This is a genomic window from Marinobacter salsuginis (assembly GCF_009617755.1).
GTDB classification, from domain to species: Bacteria; Pseudomonadota; Gammaproteobacteria; order Pseudomonadales; family Oleiphilaceae; genus Marinobacter; species Marinobacter salsuginis.
On record NZ_BGZH01000001.1, the window covers coordinates 627,715 to 643,843 of the forward strand.

General features: G+C 57.9%; 14 protein-coding genes. 6 read left to right on the forward strand and 8 right to left on the reverse strand.

From position 1 onward, the window contains the following. Positions 1-45 precede the first annotated feature (45 nt). The 5 genes from GJU83_RS02885 (at position 46) to GJU83_RS02905 (ending at position 6,783) form a co-directional block, all read left to right on the forward strand. A complete protein-coding gene (locus GJU83_RS02885) occupies positions 46-1,164 on the forward strand; it encodes a 5-(carboxyamino)imidazole ribonucleotide synthase (RefSeq protein ID WP_153633635.1) in 1,119 nt (372 codons plus the stop codon). Between the two features lie 71 nt (positions 1,165-1,235). Then, complete coding sequence (sodB, locus tag GJU83_RS02890) at positions 1,236-1,814, forward strand: superoxide dismutase [Fe] (protein ID WP_136631545.1); 579 nt, start codon at positions 1,236-1,238, stop codon at positions 1,812-1,814. A gap of 289 nt (positions 1,815-2,103) precedes the next feature. Continuing rightward, positions 2,104-4,164, forward strand: coding sequence for a putative bifunctional diguanylate cyclase/phosphodiesterase (locus GJU83_RS02895; protein ID WP_153633636.1), 2,061 nt, complete (start codon positions 2,104-2,106; stop codon positions 4,162-4,164). 22 nt (positions 4,165-4,186) lie between these two features. Further along, positions 4,187-4,774, forward strand: coding sequence for a LemA family protein (locus GJU83_RS02900; protein WP_069183158.1), 588 nt, complete (start codon positions 4,187-4,189; stop codon positions 4,772-4,774). An 11-nt stretch (positions 4,775-4,785) separates the two neighbouring features. Further along, positions 4,786-6,783: a M48 family metallopeptidase gene (locus GJU83_RS02905; protein WP_153633637.1), complete on the forward strand. Its 1,998-nt coding sequence runs from the start codon at positions 4,786-4,788 to the stop codon at positions 6,781-6,783. 4 nt (positions 6,784-6,787) lie between these two features. Here GJU83_RS02905 and gspD read toward each other — a convergent pair whose 3' ends face one another. The 6 genes from gspD to GJU83_RS02935 all read right to left on the reverse strand — a co-directional run bounded on the left by gspD (position 6,788) and on the right by GJU83_RS02935 (position 13,346). Next, on the reverse strand, positions 6,788-8,740 hold the full coding sequence (gspD, locus tag GJU83_RS02910) for a type II secretion system secretin GspD (RefSeq protein ID WP_153633638.1): 1,953 nt from the start codon (positions 8,738-8,740) through the stop codon (positions 6,788-6,790). A gap of 32 nt (positions 8,741-8,772) precedes the next feature. Further along, on the reverse strand, positions 8,773-9,627 hold the full coding sequence (locus tag GJU83_RS02915; RefSeq protein WP_153633639.1) for a type II secretion system protein N: 855 nt from the start codon (positions 9,625-9,627) through the stop codon (positions 8,773-8,775). Between the two features lies 1 nt (position 9,628). Next, positions 9,629-10,420, reverse strand: coding sequence for a type II secretion system protein N (gspN, locus tag GJU83_RS02920; protein ID WP_153633640.1), 792 nt, complete (start codon positions 10,418-10,420; stop codon positions 9,629-9,631). 165 nt (positions 10,421-10,585) lie between these two features. After that, complete coding sequence (gene groL / locus GJU83_RS02925; RefSeq protein WP_153633641.1) at positions 10,586-12,238, reverse strand: chaperonin GroEL; 1,653 nt, start codon at positions 12,236-12,238, stop codon at positions 10,586-10,588. A gap of 78 nt (positions 12,239-12,316) precedes the next feature. Then, entirely contained in the window at positions 12,317-12,604 is a 288-nt protein-coding gene (gene groES, locus GJU83_RS02930) for a co-chaperone GroES (protein WP_008171363.1), read from the reverse strand. 193 nt (positions 12,605-12,797) lie between these two features. Beyond that, entirely contained in the window at positions 12,798-13,346 is a 549-nt protein-coding gene (locus tag GJU83_RS02935) for an FxsA family protein (RefSeq protein ID WP_153633642.1), read from the reverse strand. Between the two features lie 282 nt (positions 13,347-13,628). On the opposite strand from GJU83_RS02935, the gene GJU83_RS02940 reads away from it, so the two are divergent. Then, positions 13,629-14,390: an SDR family oxidoreductase gene (locus GJU83_RS02940; protein ID WP_153633643.1), complete on the forward strand. Its 762-nt coding sequence runs from the start codon at positions 13,629-13,631 to the stop codon at positions 14,388-14,390. 41 nt (positions 14,391-14,431) lie between these two features. Here the strand turns inward: GJU83_RS02940 and GJU83_RS02945 are convergent, their stop codons facing one another. Then, positions 14,432-14,737 (reverse strand): MGMT family protein, encoded by a 306-nt coding sequence (locus tag GJU83_RS02945; RefSeq protein WP_069183151.1) that lies wholly within the window; start codon positions 14,735-14,737, stop codon positions 14,432-14,434. Next, on the reverse strand, positions 14,737-16,074 hold the full coding sequence (locus GJU83_RS02950) for an AmpG family muropeptide MFS transporter (RefSeq protein WP_174805004.1): 1,338 nt from the start codon (positions 16,072-16,074) through the stop codon (positions 14,737-14,739). Before GJU83_RS02950 ends, GJU83_RS02945 begins: the two co-directional genes overlap by 1 nt. Positions 16,075-16,129: the final 55 nt, after the last annotated feature.

Consider the following 16,129-nt stretch of genomic DNA (forward strand, 5'->3'; position numbering starts at 1 on the left):
CTTCCCATACTTTTGCAAAATGCCGACAGAGGCAGGAGAACATAAATGAGAATTGGTGTACTGGGCGCCGGCCAACTCGGAAGAATGCTGGCACTGGCCGGATACCCACTGGCCAAGACCTTTGTTTTCTATGACATGTCTGGCAGCCCCAGTGCCGGCCTTGGTGAGGTCATCATCGACCGGGACGGCGAATACCTGGATGACTTCCTCTCTCGCGTCGATCGCGTTACCTACGAGTTTGAACACCTGCCGGTCGAGGTGGCGGAGAAGATTGCCGCCCACAAACCAGTGCATCCCTGCCCCCGGGCATTACAGGTGTGCCAGAACCGGGAAGCAGAGAAGACCCTTTTCGGTCAGTTGGGCATTCCTACACCAAAGTGGAAGATTGCCGACAGCGCAGCCTCACTGAAAGCCGCTGCCGAGGAGCTTGGCTGCCCGGTGGTGGCGAAGTCCAACACCGAAGGTTATGACGGCAAGGGCCAGGCTGTGCTACGAACGCCCGAGGAAGCAGAGGCTGCATGGGCGTCCATTGGCCACCCCCGCCTGATCGTGGAAAAGTTTGTCGACTTCCGCCGGGAAGTATCGATTATTGCAGTGCGCGCTGAGGACGGCGAACTGGCGTTCTACCCGATGGCTGAGAACACTCACCACGAGGGGATTCTGCGGTACTCGATTGCACCGGCGCCAAAACTCGAAAAGCATGTGCAGGAAGATGCGGAGCGCTACATAAAGGCACTACTGAACGAATTGAACTATGTCGGCGTATTAACCCTCGAGCTTTTCGAAACAGCCGACGGTCTGGTGGCCAATGAAATGGCCCCACGGGTTCATAACTCCGGGCACTGGACCATCGAGGGCGCGATGACGAGCCAGTTCGAGAACCACATTCGAGCGGTCAGTGGCCACCCGCTGGGCAACGTGGCACCCCGTGGCCTCAGTTGTATGATCAATATTATTGGCGAGCATGGCGAGATCGAGCGCATCCTTGAACTGCCCTACGCGCACGTTCACCTCTACAATAAGGGGGAACGACCGGGCCGGAAGCTGGGCCATGTGAACATACTGGCCGACAGCTACGAGGAACTGGTTTGGCGGGTTAAGAACTGTGCGCAGTTCCTGCCCGGCAGCCCCGAGTTTAAAAGTTCTTTGACAGCAAAGGGTTGATATAGCTCAAAGCGCCCTTATATTGGGCGAGTGAACATCCACATAAACAGAGAGACAGGGAGAACGACCTCATGGCATTTGAACTTCCCGCACTGCCTTATGAAAAGAACGCACTGGAACCGCACATCTCTCAGGAAACTCTTGAGTACCATTACGGCAAGCACCACAACACCTACGTCACCAAGCTCAATGGCCTGATCGAAGGTACTGATAACGCCAACAAGTCTCTTGAAGACATTATCAAGAGCGCCAGCGGCCCGCTGTTCAACAACGCCGCACAGGTTTGGAACCACACCTTCTACTGGCACTGCCTGAGCCCGAACGGCGGCGGTGAGCCGACCGGCGCAGCCAAGGAAGCCATCGAGAAGGCGTTCGGTTCTTTCGAAGACTTCAAAAAAGAATTTAACGACAAGGCCGCCAACAACTTTGGTTCTGGCTGGACCTGGCTGGTGAAGAAAGCCGACGGCAGCGTTGCCATCGTTAACACCAGCAATGCGGAAACGCCGCTGACCGGCGCCGACAAGCCGGTGCTGACCGTCGACGTTTGGGAGCACGCTTACTACATTGACTACCGCAACTCCCGTCCGAACTATCTGGAAGCTTTCTGGAACCTGGTCAACTGGGATTTCGTGAACGAAAACCTGGCTTGATCGAAGCCCTGCCTCCAGACACAGACTGCAAACACTGCACTGTGTTAAAACGCCCGCCCCTGGCGGGCGTTTTTGTGTCTGTCATACCTGAGCAATTACAATTTGATACAAGCACACCCTGAAATCTTTGAAAAAATCGCCGATACTCCATGAAGATATCGGAACTCTGAACCATACTTAGCACCAACAATCAGGGTGAGGCCCCAAGCACATCACCCGAAGTGCGACATTTTCGCCCTGAAACAGTGCGGAACGCTCGCCTTGCATAACCGGAACAAGACAGGCTTGAATGCAAAACTCCTTCGAGGTTGAACATCGCCTGGGCTATCGAATCTTACGGTGGATTCTTGCCGTAGCCCTTGTCAGTGGCGTTATTGTCAGCACCATACAGGTCATCCTGGATGCCCAGCGCGTGTCCACGGGGCTGGACAGCGACGCTGAGCAGACCATCGCGATGGTAAAAGACGCCGCCACCCAGGCAGTATTCAGCATCGATGCCGAGCTCGCCCAACAGGTCGTTGACGGTCTCTTCGCCAAGGAAGCGGTGCACACGGCCCGAATCGTTCATCCAGACGGCGAGCCACTGGGCAATCGCGACCGCCCGTTGCAGCAAACCGCGTTTCGCCCGGTTACTGACCCCTTCTTCGATGATGAACGCCTCTTCCGCGAACCCCTATTCCGGGAAGGTAATCCAGAAGACGTCTATGGTTATCTGGATGTTCACTACGATACAGCACCGGCAGCGCGCACCTGGCTGGACAGGGCGGCGGTCACCTTCGCTTCTGGCATAGCGACGGCCCTCATCCTCGGGATGGTGCTGTTTTATGTCTTCCATCTGCTCCTGACGCGCCCTCTGCTGCGGATTGTCAGTTCCGTGAAACAGGTAGACCCAGCCCACCCGGACGACCGCCTGGTCACAACGCCACCCGGCCATCAGAGCGACGAACTGGGTCTGTGGGTAAACGCCACGAATAATCTTTTGGTCGCCATTGGTGACAGCCAGAAACGTCATCGCGAGGCGGAGGATCGGGTTAGCCGTCTCTCCCGCTACGATCAGCTTACCGGCCTGCCCAGTCGGGATACCTTTATGGAATTGCTGATACGGGACATTGAGGAGGCCAACAAACGCCACTCACAACTGTCTCTGATTGTCTGCGGCATCGACGACTTCAAATCGGTGAATGAGCAGTGCGGGTTCCGCTCTGGCGATCTAATCCTGCAGACGGTCGCAGACCGGCTGACCAACAAACTGGACAACGCCCGCTTTACCATTGCGCGTCTTGGCAGCGATCAGTTCGTAATTGTGCAGAAAGGACTCCGGGACGGCTTCCAGGCAGCAGACACGGCCGAGCGAATTCTTGCCTGCATCAGCGCACCCATGCTTGTGGAAGATCAGAGCATTTCCATGACGGCCACCATGGGGGTTGCACTGTACCCGTCTGACACCAACCAGGCAGACCGTCTGCTCCAGAGTGCCGAACAGACCATGACCCTGGCCAAGCAGAACGGCCATAACCACTTCCAGTTCTACGTCGCCAGCATTGACCAGGAAATCCGCGACAGGAAGCAGCTGGAAAAGGACCTGTCCCAGGCACTCGCCAACCATCAGCTGCATCTGGTTTACCAGCCTCAGATCAACCTGGAGAGCAAACGGGTGATCGGGGCTGAGGCGCTACTCCGTTGGGAACACCCGACTCGGGGTATGGTGCCTCCCGACACATTCATACCTGTCGCCGAAGCGAATGGGTCTATCGTTGAAATCGGCCAATGGGTCCTGGACCAGGCCTGCTGGCAGGCGGCTCGATGGGCATCCGATGGAACGCCACTGCGTATTGCCGTTAACCTTTCGGCAGTACAGCTGCGCCAGGAAACCATCGTCGATGACATTCTCGATACCCTGCGAAGACACAAGATTCCTGCCGGGCGGCTGGAGCTTGAGGTGACCGAAACCAGCTTCATGACCAACCTCTCTGATGCCGTGGCCAAACTCCACAGGCTGAACAGAGCCGGGATAAGCATCGCAGTGGACGACTTCGGCACCGGCTACTCTTCTCTCACCTACCTGAAGCAGATGCCGGTTCAACACCTGAAGATCGACAAACAGTTTATCCAGGATCTACTTGTCAACGAAGAAGACACCCGAATCGCCAACACCATTATCGATCTCGGCAAGAGCCTGAACCTGTCGGTGGTTGCAGAGGGTGTGGAAACGGCAGAACAGGAATACTATCTGAGCCAGCGCGGTTGTCAGCTGGCTCAGGGTTATTTTTTCAGCAAGCCGCTGCCGCCGCATGAATTTGAGACCTTCGTAAAAGGTTTCCACGAGCAAATCGTGGAAAATAACGCCTGACCCATTACCCTGAGGAGTTGCCATGGGAACCACCGTTATCGGCCTGATTGTCATTGCCGTCGTTGTTTTCTACCTGGTCTTTATCTACAACCGTCTGGTTTCCCTCCGTAACCAGTTCAAGAACGGGTTTGCCCAGATTGACGTTCAGCTGCAGCGCCGGCACGACCTGATCCCGAACCTGGTGGAAGCGGCAAAGGCCTATCTTACCCATGAGAAAACCACCCTCACCCAGGTGATGGAAGCCCGCAACAATGCGGTCAGCGCCCAAAAAGATGCCGCCAAGGATCCTGGCGATGGCACCAAGATCCAGCGACTTGGCAGCGCGGAAAACCTGCTGACCAAGGCACTTGCCAACTTTTACGCCGTGGCCGAGAACTACCCGGAGCTGAAGGCCAACGAAACCATCCAGCAACTGATGGAAGAACTCTCCAGCACCGAGAACCGTGTCGCCTTTGCTCGCCAGGCCTACAATGACGGCGTGATGAGCTACAACATCTTCCGGGAGCAGTTCCCCAACAACATCGTTGCCGGCATGTTCGCGTTCAAGGAAACGTCGCAACTGGAACTGGAATCACCGGAAGCCCGTCAGGCACCGAAAGTGGCCTTCTGAGGCCCTGAGGCATGGCTCATCCCGGTTTCTTTCAGCGCCAGGCCCATGCCCGGCGCAACACCAGTCTGCTGGTCTTCCTTTTCCTGACGGCGGTTGCGTTTATTACGCTCGCCGTCTGCCTCGTAGGGTATTTTGTAACCCGCAGTGAATCCTCAGGCCTCGCCTTCCACCACTGGCTGCTCTCCAACCATGGCCTTTTAACGGCCGTTACCGTTGTCGGGCTGATTGTTCTTGGCTCTCTGCTCCGCTGGGTCGACCTTGCCGGCGGCGGCGACCGGGTTGCCAAAATGGTTGGCGCACGACCGATTGATCCGGATACCCGGGACAGTGACGAACGTAAACTGCGCAATATTGTCGAGGAAATGGCCATTGCCAGCGGTGTGTCTGTACCGGAACTTTACGTGATGGACCAGGAAACCGGTATCAATGCCTTCGTGGCAGGCTACACTCCCGGCGAAGCCGTCATGGTCGTCACTCACGGAGCCATCACCCAGCTATCCCGGGACGAACTGCAAGGCGTGGTCGCCCACGAGTTCAGCCATATTTTCAACGGGGACATGCGGCTCAACGTTCGGCTCATTGCTTTGCTCGCAGGCATCCTGATGATCGGTCAGATTGGCGGGTTCCTGCTTCGAGCTTCCTTTTATCGTGGCCACAGGATGGGTCGATCCCGAGACGGAAGGGCTCAGGCGGCCATGGGCATTATCGGCCTGGCGCTGTTCGTGATCGGCTATGTGGGGGTTTTCTTTGGCCGGCTCATACAGGCGGCCGTCTCCAGGCAGCGAGAGATGCTGGCCGATGCCTCGTCCGTGCAGTTTACCCGCAACCCCGAAGGCATCGCCGGCGCACTGTTCAAGATCGGCATGAAGGGCGGCTACCTGGACACCACCAGCCACGCAAGCGACATGAACCACATGTGTTTCGGCGAAAGTGCCCGGATGAAGTTTACCTCCCTGCTGGCCTCCCATCCGCCCATCGACGAGCGCATCAATGCCATCCAGCCCGGCATGCTAGCCAGATTGCGCAGCCGGCTGAGGGACACCGAGCCCGGCGCCGACCTCTACCGCAGCTCCGCACCAGCGCCTGAAACCGGCGCATCGAGATTCACCGGAGCGGCATCCGACATCCTTGGACCGGTCACCGGCAAGAGTGGGAGAACCTCGCCCCTGGCGTCGAGCCCGGAGGCGCCGATCAAGCCGGGGCGGAAATTCTCAGACCAGGTTGGAACCATCAACCGGCACAGCGAAGACTTCGCGCTGCGCTTTCTGGAGCGACTGCCAGCCACTTTCCGGAACCTGCTGTACACCCGGGCCGGAGCCTCACAACTTTGTTACGCCATGCTGATCTGTGAATTGCCGCGACCGCAGCAGGAGGAACGACTGAACCTGCTGCCGGCTCACCCGGTATTGGGCAGCCAGCCGGACCTGCTGGAAAAGCTCTTACCCGCACTGAAAACCATCGGGGAGGGCGTCCGTTTTCCTGCCCTGGAACTTGCTATGCCGGCGCTGCGCAAGCTGGATCCGGAAGAACGGGAGATGCTGATTACCAATGTCCAGAAGCTGGTTGCGGCGGATAATCGGGTCACCCTGTTCGAACTCGCCTTGACCAGTTTCCTGTCCCGCCATCTGGGCGATGAGGCAGCCAGAGTGGTTCCGGTTCGCTACAAGAGCTACAAACCGGTCATGCCGGCCCTCCAGCGACTTCTGAGCCTGATGGCAAGGGCGGGGTCTGCGTCCCAGGCTGACGCCGAGAAGCTTTATCGGGAAGCCATGGCAGGCTTCATGAATGCGAAGGATGGCAATGAGCCGGTTCTGGAGAAAGTCACCATGCGCCAGCTAAGAGAGGCCTTAACGGCCCTAAACGGCCTCTCGCCTTTGCTGAAACCGGCGATCATTGATGCCTGCGGGTACTGCATCACCCGCGACGGCAAGGTGGAAACGCGGGAGTATGAGTTGATGCGCCTGGTGGCGGATCAGATGGACTGTCCGATGCCGCCACTGGCTGTCTGAGGGATTACTGGACTCGGGAGCTCCCGCCTTCGAACAGCGCGTCCACCGTCGGGCGCTGTTCTTCCGTCGGGACACCCAGTTTTTCCCGGATGTTCAAATTCACGTCCCATAGCTGATCGAATTTGTCGGAGGTTGCTGCAACGGCCTCCTCTTTGCCCAACATAATTTTCGGGCGCAGGAACACCAGCAGGTTACGCTTGACCCGACGCTCCGATTCCGATGAGAACAGGCGCCCGATGAACGGAATATCACCCAGCAGGGGCACCTTGCTCTTGTTGACCTGGTAATCATCCCGGGTCAAACCGCCCAGGACGATGGTCTCGCCGTCATCTGCGAGTACCGTAGTCTTGATTTCCCGCTTGTTGGTAACGATATCCGAGGCGTCCTCGATACTGTCCGCCACGTTCTCCGTGGTCTGCTCTACCACCAGACGTACCAGGCCATCGGCGCTGATGGTCGGGGTAACCTTGAGGGTCAGGCCAATATCACGACGCTCGATGGTGGTAAACGGGTTGGTGGTGCCATCGCCGGTGACTGTTGACTGGCCAGTTCGGAACGGCACGTTCTGCCCCACAATGATTTCCGATTCCTGATTGTCCAGGGTAATGATGCTGGGCGTGGACAGCAGGTTGGCTGCTGCGGAAGTGGACAGAGCCTGCAGGAGAATTCCCCAACTCACACCATCCTCGTTCCGCTGGCCGGCGCCGACGGTGATTCCACCTACTGCGGGGGTGATGGCGGACTCGGTCAGAATCGCGCTGAGTACCTCGCCCAGACTGCGACCCACGTTGCCGAAGTTGGTACCGGCAACCGGTGTGGATTCGCCGGACTCGTCACCCACGGCAACCTGAACGCCCAGATCCTGGCCCAGCTCGTCACTGATCTCGACAATGGCCGCCTCAATCATCACCTGGGCACGACGCACATCCAGAGCGGCCACAATCTGTTCGGCTTCCTGCATCAGGGACGGCTCGCCACGCACCACCAGGGCGTTCAGCCCTTCATCGGCGAAAACCGCGAAATTGCTCTGCGGCCGTGAGCCACCAGCGGAGCCCCCTGATCCTGAACCTTCTTTGACCAGCTCGCCCATCACACCTTTGAGAATTTCAGTGAGATTCTTGGCATCGGCGTGCTTCAGTCGCAGCACCTTGGTGGTACCGCCGGTTGCCGAAGGCTGATCCAGTTGCCGGATAAGGCCGCGCATCTTGTCCCGGAAGGTTTCATCGCCCCGAAGAATAAGTCGGTTACTGCGCTCATCGGCGGTTACGCTGTATTTTCTCGCGGCACTGTCAGCGCCGGTCCGACCGAGCTCATCCGGAGCCAGTTCCTGCAGCAGCGTCACCATATCACCGACCCAGGCTTCCTGGAGCTGGATAACTTCCACTTCGTACTTGGAGGGGCTATCCAGTTCCCGAACAATCTGCTCGATTCGCTGGATGTTGGAAGAATGATCGCTGATGATCAGAGCGTTGGCGGCGGCTACCCCGGCCAGGTGGCCATACTTGGCCACCAGTGGGCGAAGAATCGGGACCAGCTCCAGGGCATTTGCGTTATCAATCTGTATGACCCGGGTGATCAGCTGTTCCGAGGGCGTTTCCGGAAACCGCTCCAGAATCTCCGCCGACTGCTTGGCGTCAACCTGCTGCACCACTTTGATCACTTCTTCGCCAGGAATGGCCGTAAATCCGTGGACGTTCAGGACCGCCAGGAACAGGTCGTAAATCTCATCCTTGTTCATGGGCGCGCTGGAGAGCACGGTTACCTTGCCCTTCACCCTGGGATCCACCACAAAACTGTACCCGGTAATATCGGCCACCTGGGTCACGAAGGCGCGGATATCGGCGTCCTTGAGATTCAGCCGCCATGTCTCGGCTTCCTGCCCGTGCGCCATGGACATAAAGGGCAGGAGAACAAGCAGGACAATAGCCCGCAAAAGATTGATCTTGTGGTTATACATCTGGCGATTTCGTCCTGTTTCAATGAACCCGATCAGCGCCACTGTTCGGGTATGGCATAACTTATGGTGAGGATGGATCCGTCACGCTCGATTTCGATCTCCAACTGTGCCTGACCGCGCCAGTTCTCAAGCAGGGCCTTGTCCTGATTGATATCACCCAGTCGCTGGCCGTTGATCGCCGTTATCACGTCACCGGCCTGCAGGTTGACAGCATTCAGCATGGCATTGGAGCCGTCGTATACGTACCCAGACATGCCGCTGTCATCCACCGGACTCAACCCGAAAGGCGCGAGAGCAGCAATGCCCTGGCTATCAATCTGTTCGCGGGCGCTGGCCAGAAACTCATCCGGTCCTGATTCTGCCGGCTCGGCAGTTACTTCTGCAACCAGATCTGAAGACACCTGTTCCTCAAATGTCAGGGTCTCGTACCGTCCGCCCCGACGAATCAGAATTCGACCGGGTTCGACTTCGGCAAGCTCGGCGTTCCCGGGCAACATTTCCCCGACCCGGTAATACGCCGTTTCACCATTGCTTCCAGCAACTATAGCACCGGAGTCCTCCGGGCGCTGCGCTACCAGCACCCCTTCGAGCCGAAGTCGAAGGCGGGTTTCCGGAGCCGAGCGGCGAACGGCTTCCGCCACCTGAACCGGCTGCTCCGAACGCCCGAAGAAATCGTAAACGGCCATGGAAGTCGTCAGACCGCTGCTCCCGGCCATGTTACCCGCACGGTTCGACGCTGGCGCACTTGGGACCGGCCTGTCCTCCCAGGCGAACAGCCAGGTCATCCGGGCGAGCGCGACAGCCAGATACACCACCAATACCAGCAACAACAGGTTCGCCAGAGTCCGCGAAATCCGGCGCTGGGCCGGGGTACTTAACATGGCCATACTATCGCGCCCCCGGGACAAGAGGCTGGCGCACCCGGAACACCACATCGCCGGGGCTGGCAGAATCCGGCCAGGGCTGACCTGCCAAGTCCACCATTCGCTTGTAGACACGCAGTTCCAGCATTCCGTTCCAGAACACCGTGGCATCTGCCGCCGGCCCCTGCCCACCCTGTTCGGAAACGCTCAGGGCAACACCCCCCTGGGTGGTATCCATAGTGGCCTGCATGGGCGGAAACTCCGCCCGGCCCCGCTGGTCGCCCATGGGCCAGGTCACCAGACCGCCATCCCAGCGCCCCAGGCCTTCAGCGCGGGTAATCCGGTTATCGGCCCAGGCCATAGTCAGCCGGTCGATCATCACCTCGCCTTCGATCATTGCACCGCCACTCTGGCGAATCAGGTCTTCAAACTCGGCTACCATGACCCGCCCACTCGCATCCAGCTGCGCACTGGCAGGCCAGCCAATCGTAACATCGCCATTAAGCGAGGATTGTGACGACTCGACAGAAATTGTCATTGGCCATTTCAGGCCGGAGACCTTTGGCATGTGAAGACGCCAGTCAACACGCAGCGGGAAGCCGGCAACCACAACCCCGGCCTCACCGTCCCATACTTTTCCGGCAACCTGTCGCACCTGAACCTGGGGCGGCAAAGAAACGTGAGCAGAAGCCTGCTGCCAGACCCACCCAGCAGGTACCAGAAAGACCAGTGACAGCAGATAAACCAGAGCGCCCAGCAGCAGGAGCAGAAACACCTTGCCGGGGCGAAGAAAAGTTTTGGGTTCAGCGTCACTCATTCGGCGTTGCACAGATAATGGACCGGAAGCCGAGTCTAGCAAAGGCATTGCCCAAGTTCATGACAAAAAAAACAAAAACCCCGCGTTGGCGTGAACCAACGCGGGGTTTTCAGTGGTGATCGGGCAGCGCCCCAAAACTTCGGAGCGCCTGGGATCAGGCCGGCATTACATCATGCCACCCATGCCTCCCATGCCGCCCATGCCACCCATGTCCGGCATACCGCCGCCGGCCTTTTCGTCTTCCGGCTCATCCGCAACCATCGCCTCGGTGGTGATGATCAGGGAAGCAACGGAAGCAGCCGCCTGCAGCGCGGAACGGGTAACCTTGGCAGGATCCAGAATACCCATTTCCAGCATGTCGCCATACTGCTCAGTAGAGGCGTTGAAGCCGAAAGAGCCTTCGCCTTCACGAACCTTGGCAACCACCACAGAAGACTCACCGCCTGCGTTGTACACGATCTGGCGCAGCGGAGCTTCCATGGCACGGCGCAGGATGTTCACACCGGCTTTCTGCTCTTCGTTGATGGCATCTACCTTGTCCAGAGCCGCAATAGCGCGGATCAAGGTAACGCCGCCGCCCGGCACAATGCCCTCTTCAACCGCAGCGCGGGTGGAGTGCAGCGCATCTTCAACGCGGGCCTTCTTCTCTTTCATTTCCACTTCGGAACCGGCACCAACCTTGATGACGGCAACACCTCCAGCCAGCTTGGCAACACGCTCCTGCAGCTTCTCCTTGTCGTAATCGGAAGAGCTGTCTTCGATCTGCTTCCGGATCTGCTCAACGCGAGCTTCGATGTCCGCCTGTGCACCCGCACCGCCGATGATGGTGGTGTTTTCCTTGGTGACATTGACACGCTTGGCTGTGCCAAGATCATCCAGGGTGGTGTTCTCGAGCGTCAGGCCGACTTCTTCAGAAATCACGGTACCACCGGAGAGGATCGCGATGTCCTGCAGCATTTCCTTGCGACGATCACCAAAGCCAGGCGCCTTAACAGCGTTGACTTTCACGATGCCACGCATGTTGTTCACGACCAGAGTTGCAAGCGCTTCGCCTTCGATGTCCTCAGCGATGATCTGCAGCGGCTTGCCAGCCTTGGCTACAGCTTCCAGCACCGGCAACAGCTCGCGGATGTTGGAAATTTTCTTGTCGACCAGCAGGATGTAAGGGTCTTCCAGCTCGGCAGACATGTTGTCCTGGTTGTTGATGAAGTACGGAGACAGGAAGCCACGGTCGAACTGCATACCTTCAACCACGTCCAGCTCGTCTTCCAGGCCACGGCCTTCTTCGACGGTAATGACGCCTTCCTTGCCAACCTTTTCCATCGCGTCGGCGATGATCTTGCCGATGGTCTCGTCGCCGTTGGCAGAGATGGTGCCTACCTGGGCAATCATCTTGCTGTCGTCGCAGGGCTTGGCCATCTCGCGGATCGCTTTGACCGCTTCGGTCGTGGCCTTGTCGATGCCGCGTTTCAGATCCATCGGGTTCATGCCGGCAGTAACGGCCTTCACGCCCTCGTTAACGATGGACTGGGCCAGAACAGTTGCAGTAGTGGTACCGTCACCAGCCGTGTCGTTGGCCTGGGAAGCCACTTCTTTCACCATCTGGGCGCCCATGTTCTCGAACTTGTCAGCCAGCTCGATTTCCTTGGCCACGGAAACACCATCTTTGGTGATGGTCGGCGCGCCGAAGGACTTTTCCAGAACCACGTTACGGCCTTTCGGGCCGAGGGTCACTTTAACCGCGTCTGCCAGAACGTTGACGCCCGCGACCATGCGCTTCCGCGCGCTATCACCGAATTTAACGTCTTTTGCTGCCATGTCTTCTATTCCTGTTCGTTAAACCGAAGTAACTGAATTAATCGGATTAATGAGAGTTCGTGCGATTCGCCTCAGCGATCACTCAAGCACGCCGTAAATGTCGCTCTCGCTCATGATGAGGAGCTCTTCGCCGTCGATCTTGACGGTGTTACCGGCGTACTGGCCGAAGACCACGGTGTCACCCACCTTGACCGCCAGTGAGCGGGTTTCGCCGTTTTCCAGAATGCGACCGTTACCAACGGCAATCACCTCACCCTGGGAAGGCTTCTCTTTGGCGTTACCCGGCAGCACGATGCCACCCGCAGTTTTCTCTTCTTCTTCCTTACGGCGCACGACAACACGATCGTGTAGCGGACGAATTTTCATTGCTCGGTTTCTCCAATAGTCAGATTAATGTGGCAATGACATTGTTGATGTTGGTCGGATCGGCAAAACCGGACCCGACAAATTGCCCGGCTGGATAACCAACTGTTTTCAGTGGAAATCAGCCTGCAGCGAACTTGTGGTTCCTATTTGGGGTAGGGGGTAGGTGTTTTCAACACCCCGGAGAGAAATTTTTTCACTTTTTTTCGATCCGGTCCCGATCGGATTCCGTCTCGTCCTGATACTCGCCTTCTATGATGTCGCCGTTGCTGTCCCTGTCAAACGGGCGTTGCCGACCGAAGGGATTTTCGCGGCCACCGAACGGATCCTGCCCGAAAGGGTTCGACCCGCCGCCGGCACGGAAATAGAAGCTGCTGCTCCGGCTTTGCCCAGCTACAACCATACGCTTGAGCGCCTGGGCTGCCAGCCAGTGACGGGACCCGGGAATCAGGCACAGAAAACCGACCGTATCGGTGATAAAACCCGGCGTCAGCAGCAAGGCGCCGCCAATGGCCAGAATCAGCCCCTCGGCAACCTCCCTGGCCGGCAATTCCCCACTGTTCAGCCGCTGATTGGCCTTCAATAGCGTGGCAAGGCCCTGCTGGCGAAGCAGCCACGCACCGATCACGGCAGTCAGCAGAACCAGCCCGATGGTATTAAGCACACCAATCATGCCGCCGACCTGGATCAGAACCGCCATCTCGGCGATTGGCATGATGATAAAGAGAAAAAGAAACACGGACATCGGGACCTCAGGGTCTGAGCAGGAATTTCAGAAGGTCTGGTATACTCGCAGCCCTTCAGTTTCTAACAAGAAGCCATGCACATGGCTCAACGCATCAGTGACACCGGGCCTCCGTGGAATGTTGGAGGCCAAGGATGGCCGGAAACAAGCGCACATGGACGTGCTTGTAGCGGTTCCACGGAGGCCCGGTGTCACTGGTGCCAGCACCCAAGCCGGAAGGCCGAGGGCAAAAAGACGCACAGCAACCGTAAAACCACCTGATAACAGTAGTTAGGGCAAAACATGAAACTTCAAGATTCCGTGATTGCAATTACCGGCGGCGGCCAGGGCCTTGGCCGTGCCATGGGCGAATACCTTGCCGCCAAAGGTGCCAAAGTCGCGCTGATCGACCTGATGCCGGAAAAACTGGACGAAGCGGTTGCCGCGTGCAAAGCCGCCGGCTCCGAAGCAAGAAGCTACGTTTGCAACGTCGCCAAAGAAGAAGATGTTGAAAAAACCTTTGAAGCCATCGTAAAAGATTTCGGCCACCTCAATGGCCTGGTCAACAACGCCGGTATCCTCCGGGACGGTCTGATGGTCAAAGTGAAGGATGGCGAAGTCGAGCGCCGTATGGAGCTGTCCCAGTGGCAGGCCGTAATCGACGTCAACCTCACCGGCGTGTTTCTCTGCGGCCGGGAAGCTGCGACCCAGATGATTAAAAACGGCGACCAGGGCGCGATCATCAACATCGCCTCCATTTCACGTGCCGGCAACATGGGCCAGAGCAACTACTCCGCCGCCAAAGCTGGGGTCTCCGCCCTGGTTCCCGTGTGGGCCAAAGAGCTCGCCCGTTACGGCATTCGCTGTGCCGGCATCGCCCCGGGCTTCATCGAGACCGAAATGACAGCTTCCATGAAGCCTGAAGCCCTGGAGAAAATGACCGCAGGCATTCCGCTCAAGCGCATGGGCAAGCCGGAAGAAATTGCCTCGGCGGCCGCGTTCATCTTTGAGAACGACTATGTGTCAGGGCGGATGATTGAAGTGGATGGAGCCCTCAGGCTCTAACCGGTTGAACAACCACTGAATGGGGCGCCCGGAGCGCCCCATTACCAACGGAATCGAGACATCGATACTCGTCCATCAACGACCTCAACACCCTCGGCCTCAAGACGGCTAACCTGCTCTTCAAATTTCTCGGACCCAACGGGAAAGGCAATCTGGCCGTTACTACGAATAACTCGATACCACGGCACGACATGGCCTTCTGGCAGCTTACCCAAGGCCTTTCCGATATACCGGGCCTGACGACCCAATCCAGCCATCTCTGCAACTTGCCCGTAACTGACCACCCGACCCTTCGGGACGGCCAGTACCACTTGCCAGATTTTCTGGTCTTTGGTTGGTTCGGACATCAGGAACTCACCGCTTCTGCGTCAGGCTTTGATTCATGTCGAGGCGCTAACGCATCCAATCGATCACCATGTCGAATCATAAAAATGGCCAACAGGATGGCCGGCACACCCATGATGCCGGCCACCAGGAAGAACTCTGCGTAACCGAAACCAGCCACAACTATGCCTGAGAAACCACCGATGAACTTGCCTGGCAGGGTCATCAGCGAACTGAACAGAGCATACTGGGTAGCGGTAAATGAGGCACTGGTCATGCTGGAGAGCCAGGCAATGAGAGCCACGTTGGCAATGCCGCCACTGAGGTTATCGGCGCTAACCACTGCGGCCAGGGTGACGATGTTGGGCGGGTACTGGGCCAGAACGACAAACAGAAGGTTGGTGGCGGCGGTCATGATCGCCCCCAGCAGAAGAATCCGGCGAACGCCGTAGCGAACCACCATAACCCCACCCACCAGCGAGCCGGCGATGGTCATGAAGAAACCGAAGATCTTGGTCACGTCCGCCACCTGGGTTTTGCTGAACCCCATAAAATCCAGGTAGAACGGATTGGCCATCACGCCCATGGCGATGTCGGAGATCCGATAGACGGCAACCATAAGCAGAATAATGAAGGCCAGTTCTTTGTACCGGCGGAAGAAGTCCAGGAAAGGGCCGGCGACGGCGGCGTAGAACCATCCAACCAGTCTCGCTACGCGGGGATTCAGATGGGTTAGCTTGGCGGCTTCATTCTCAATCTTGTGAGCAATGTCCTGGGCGGCGGCAAAGTGGTTTACGCTGGGCTCGCGAACAATCAACACCGTCAGCGCGCCAACGCCTACCAGGGCGGCCATTACCTCATAGGACACCTGCCAGGACCAGAATTCCGCCAGGTAAAGGGCACCGGCGCCGGCCACCAGAAGCGCCAGCCGGTAGCCAAAGATATAGGTTGCAGCCAAGGCGGCTTGCAACCGTTCCTCGGCAATCTCGATACGGTAAGCATCAATGGCCACATCCTGGGTAGCTGAGGAGAAAGCCACCAGCAGGCCACACAGAGCCATCATTTCCGGCGCTGCCGTGGCATCCACTTGAGCCATCAGGTAAAGCCCCGTGGCAATACCCGCCTGCGCAAAGATAATCCAGCTTCGCCGCTTGCCCAGCAGCCGGTCCAGCAGAGGCAGTTTCAGACGGTCCACTACCGGCGCCCAGAACACCTTGATGGAATAAGTTATGCCTAGCCAGCTGAAGAAACCGATGGTAGCCGTTTCCACCCCGACATCTGCCAGCCGCGCATTAAGCGTGGAAAACACCAGCAGGAACGGCAGACCCGCCGAAAACCCCAGGAACAACAGGGCGATCACCTGCCACCGGGTGTAGGTGTAGAGCGTATCCCGAATCAGGGTCAGGCGGGTGCCG

What these genes read in the sequence shown, in the direction of transcription:
- groES (WP_008171363.1), bottom strand. Translation starts at nt 12,604, where the DNA reads ATGAAAATTCGTCCGCTACACGATCGTGTTGTCGTGCGCCGTAAGGAA.
- GJU83_RS02935 (WP_153633642.1), bottom strand. Translation starts at nt 13,346, where the DNA reads ATGTCCGTGTTTCTTTTTCTCTTTATCATCATGCCAATCGCCGAGATG.
- GJU83_RS02895 (WP_153633636.1), top strand. Translation starts at nt 2,104, where the DNA reads ATGCAAAACTCCTTCGAGGTTGAACATCGCCTGGGCTATCGAATCTTA.
- GJU83_RS02945 (WP_069183151.1), bottom strand. Translation starts at nt 14,737, where the DNA reads ATGTCCGAACCAACCAAAGACCAGAAAATCTGGCAAGTGGTACTGGCC.
- groL (WP_153633641.1), bottom strand. Translation starts at nt 12,238, where the DNA reads ATGGCAGCAAAAGACGTTAAATTCGGTGATAGCGCGCGGAAGCGCATG.
- gspN (WP_153633640.1), bottom strand. Translation starts at nt 10,420, where the DNA reads ATGAGTGACGCTGAACCCAAAACTTTTCTTCGCCCCGGCAAGGTGTTT.
- GJU83_RS02940 (WP_153633643.1), top strand. Translation starts at nt 13,629, where the DNA reads ATGAAACTTCAAGATTCCGTGATTGCAATTACCGGCGGCGGCCAGGGC.
- GJU83_RS02900 (WP_069183158.1), top strand. Translation starts at nt 4,187, where the DNA reads ATGGGAACCACCGTTATCGGCCTGATTGTCATTGCCGTCGTTGTTTTC.
- GJU83_RS02905 (WP_153633637.1), top strand. Translation starts at nt 4,786, where the DNA reads ATGGCTCATCCCGGTTTCTTTCAGCGCCAGGCCCATGCCCGGCGCAAC.
- GJU83_RS02885 (WP_153633635.1), top strand. Translation starts at nt 46, where the DNA reads ATGAGAATTGGTGTACTGGGCGCCGGCCAACTCGGAAGAATGCTGGCA.
- gspD (WP_153633638.1), bottom strand. Translation starts at nt 8,740, where the DNA reads ATGTATAACCACAAGATCAATCTTTTGCGGGCTATTGTCCTGCTTGTT.
- GJU83_RS02915 (WP_153633639.1), bottom strand. Translation starts at nt 9,627, where the DNA reads ATGGCCATGTTAAGTACCCCGGCCCAGCGCCGGATTTCGCGGACTCTG.
- sodB (WP_136631545.1), top strand. Translation starts at nt 1,236, where the DNA reads ATGGCATTTGAACTTCCCGCACTGCCTTATGAAAAGAACGCACTGGAA.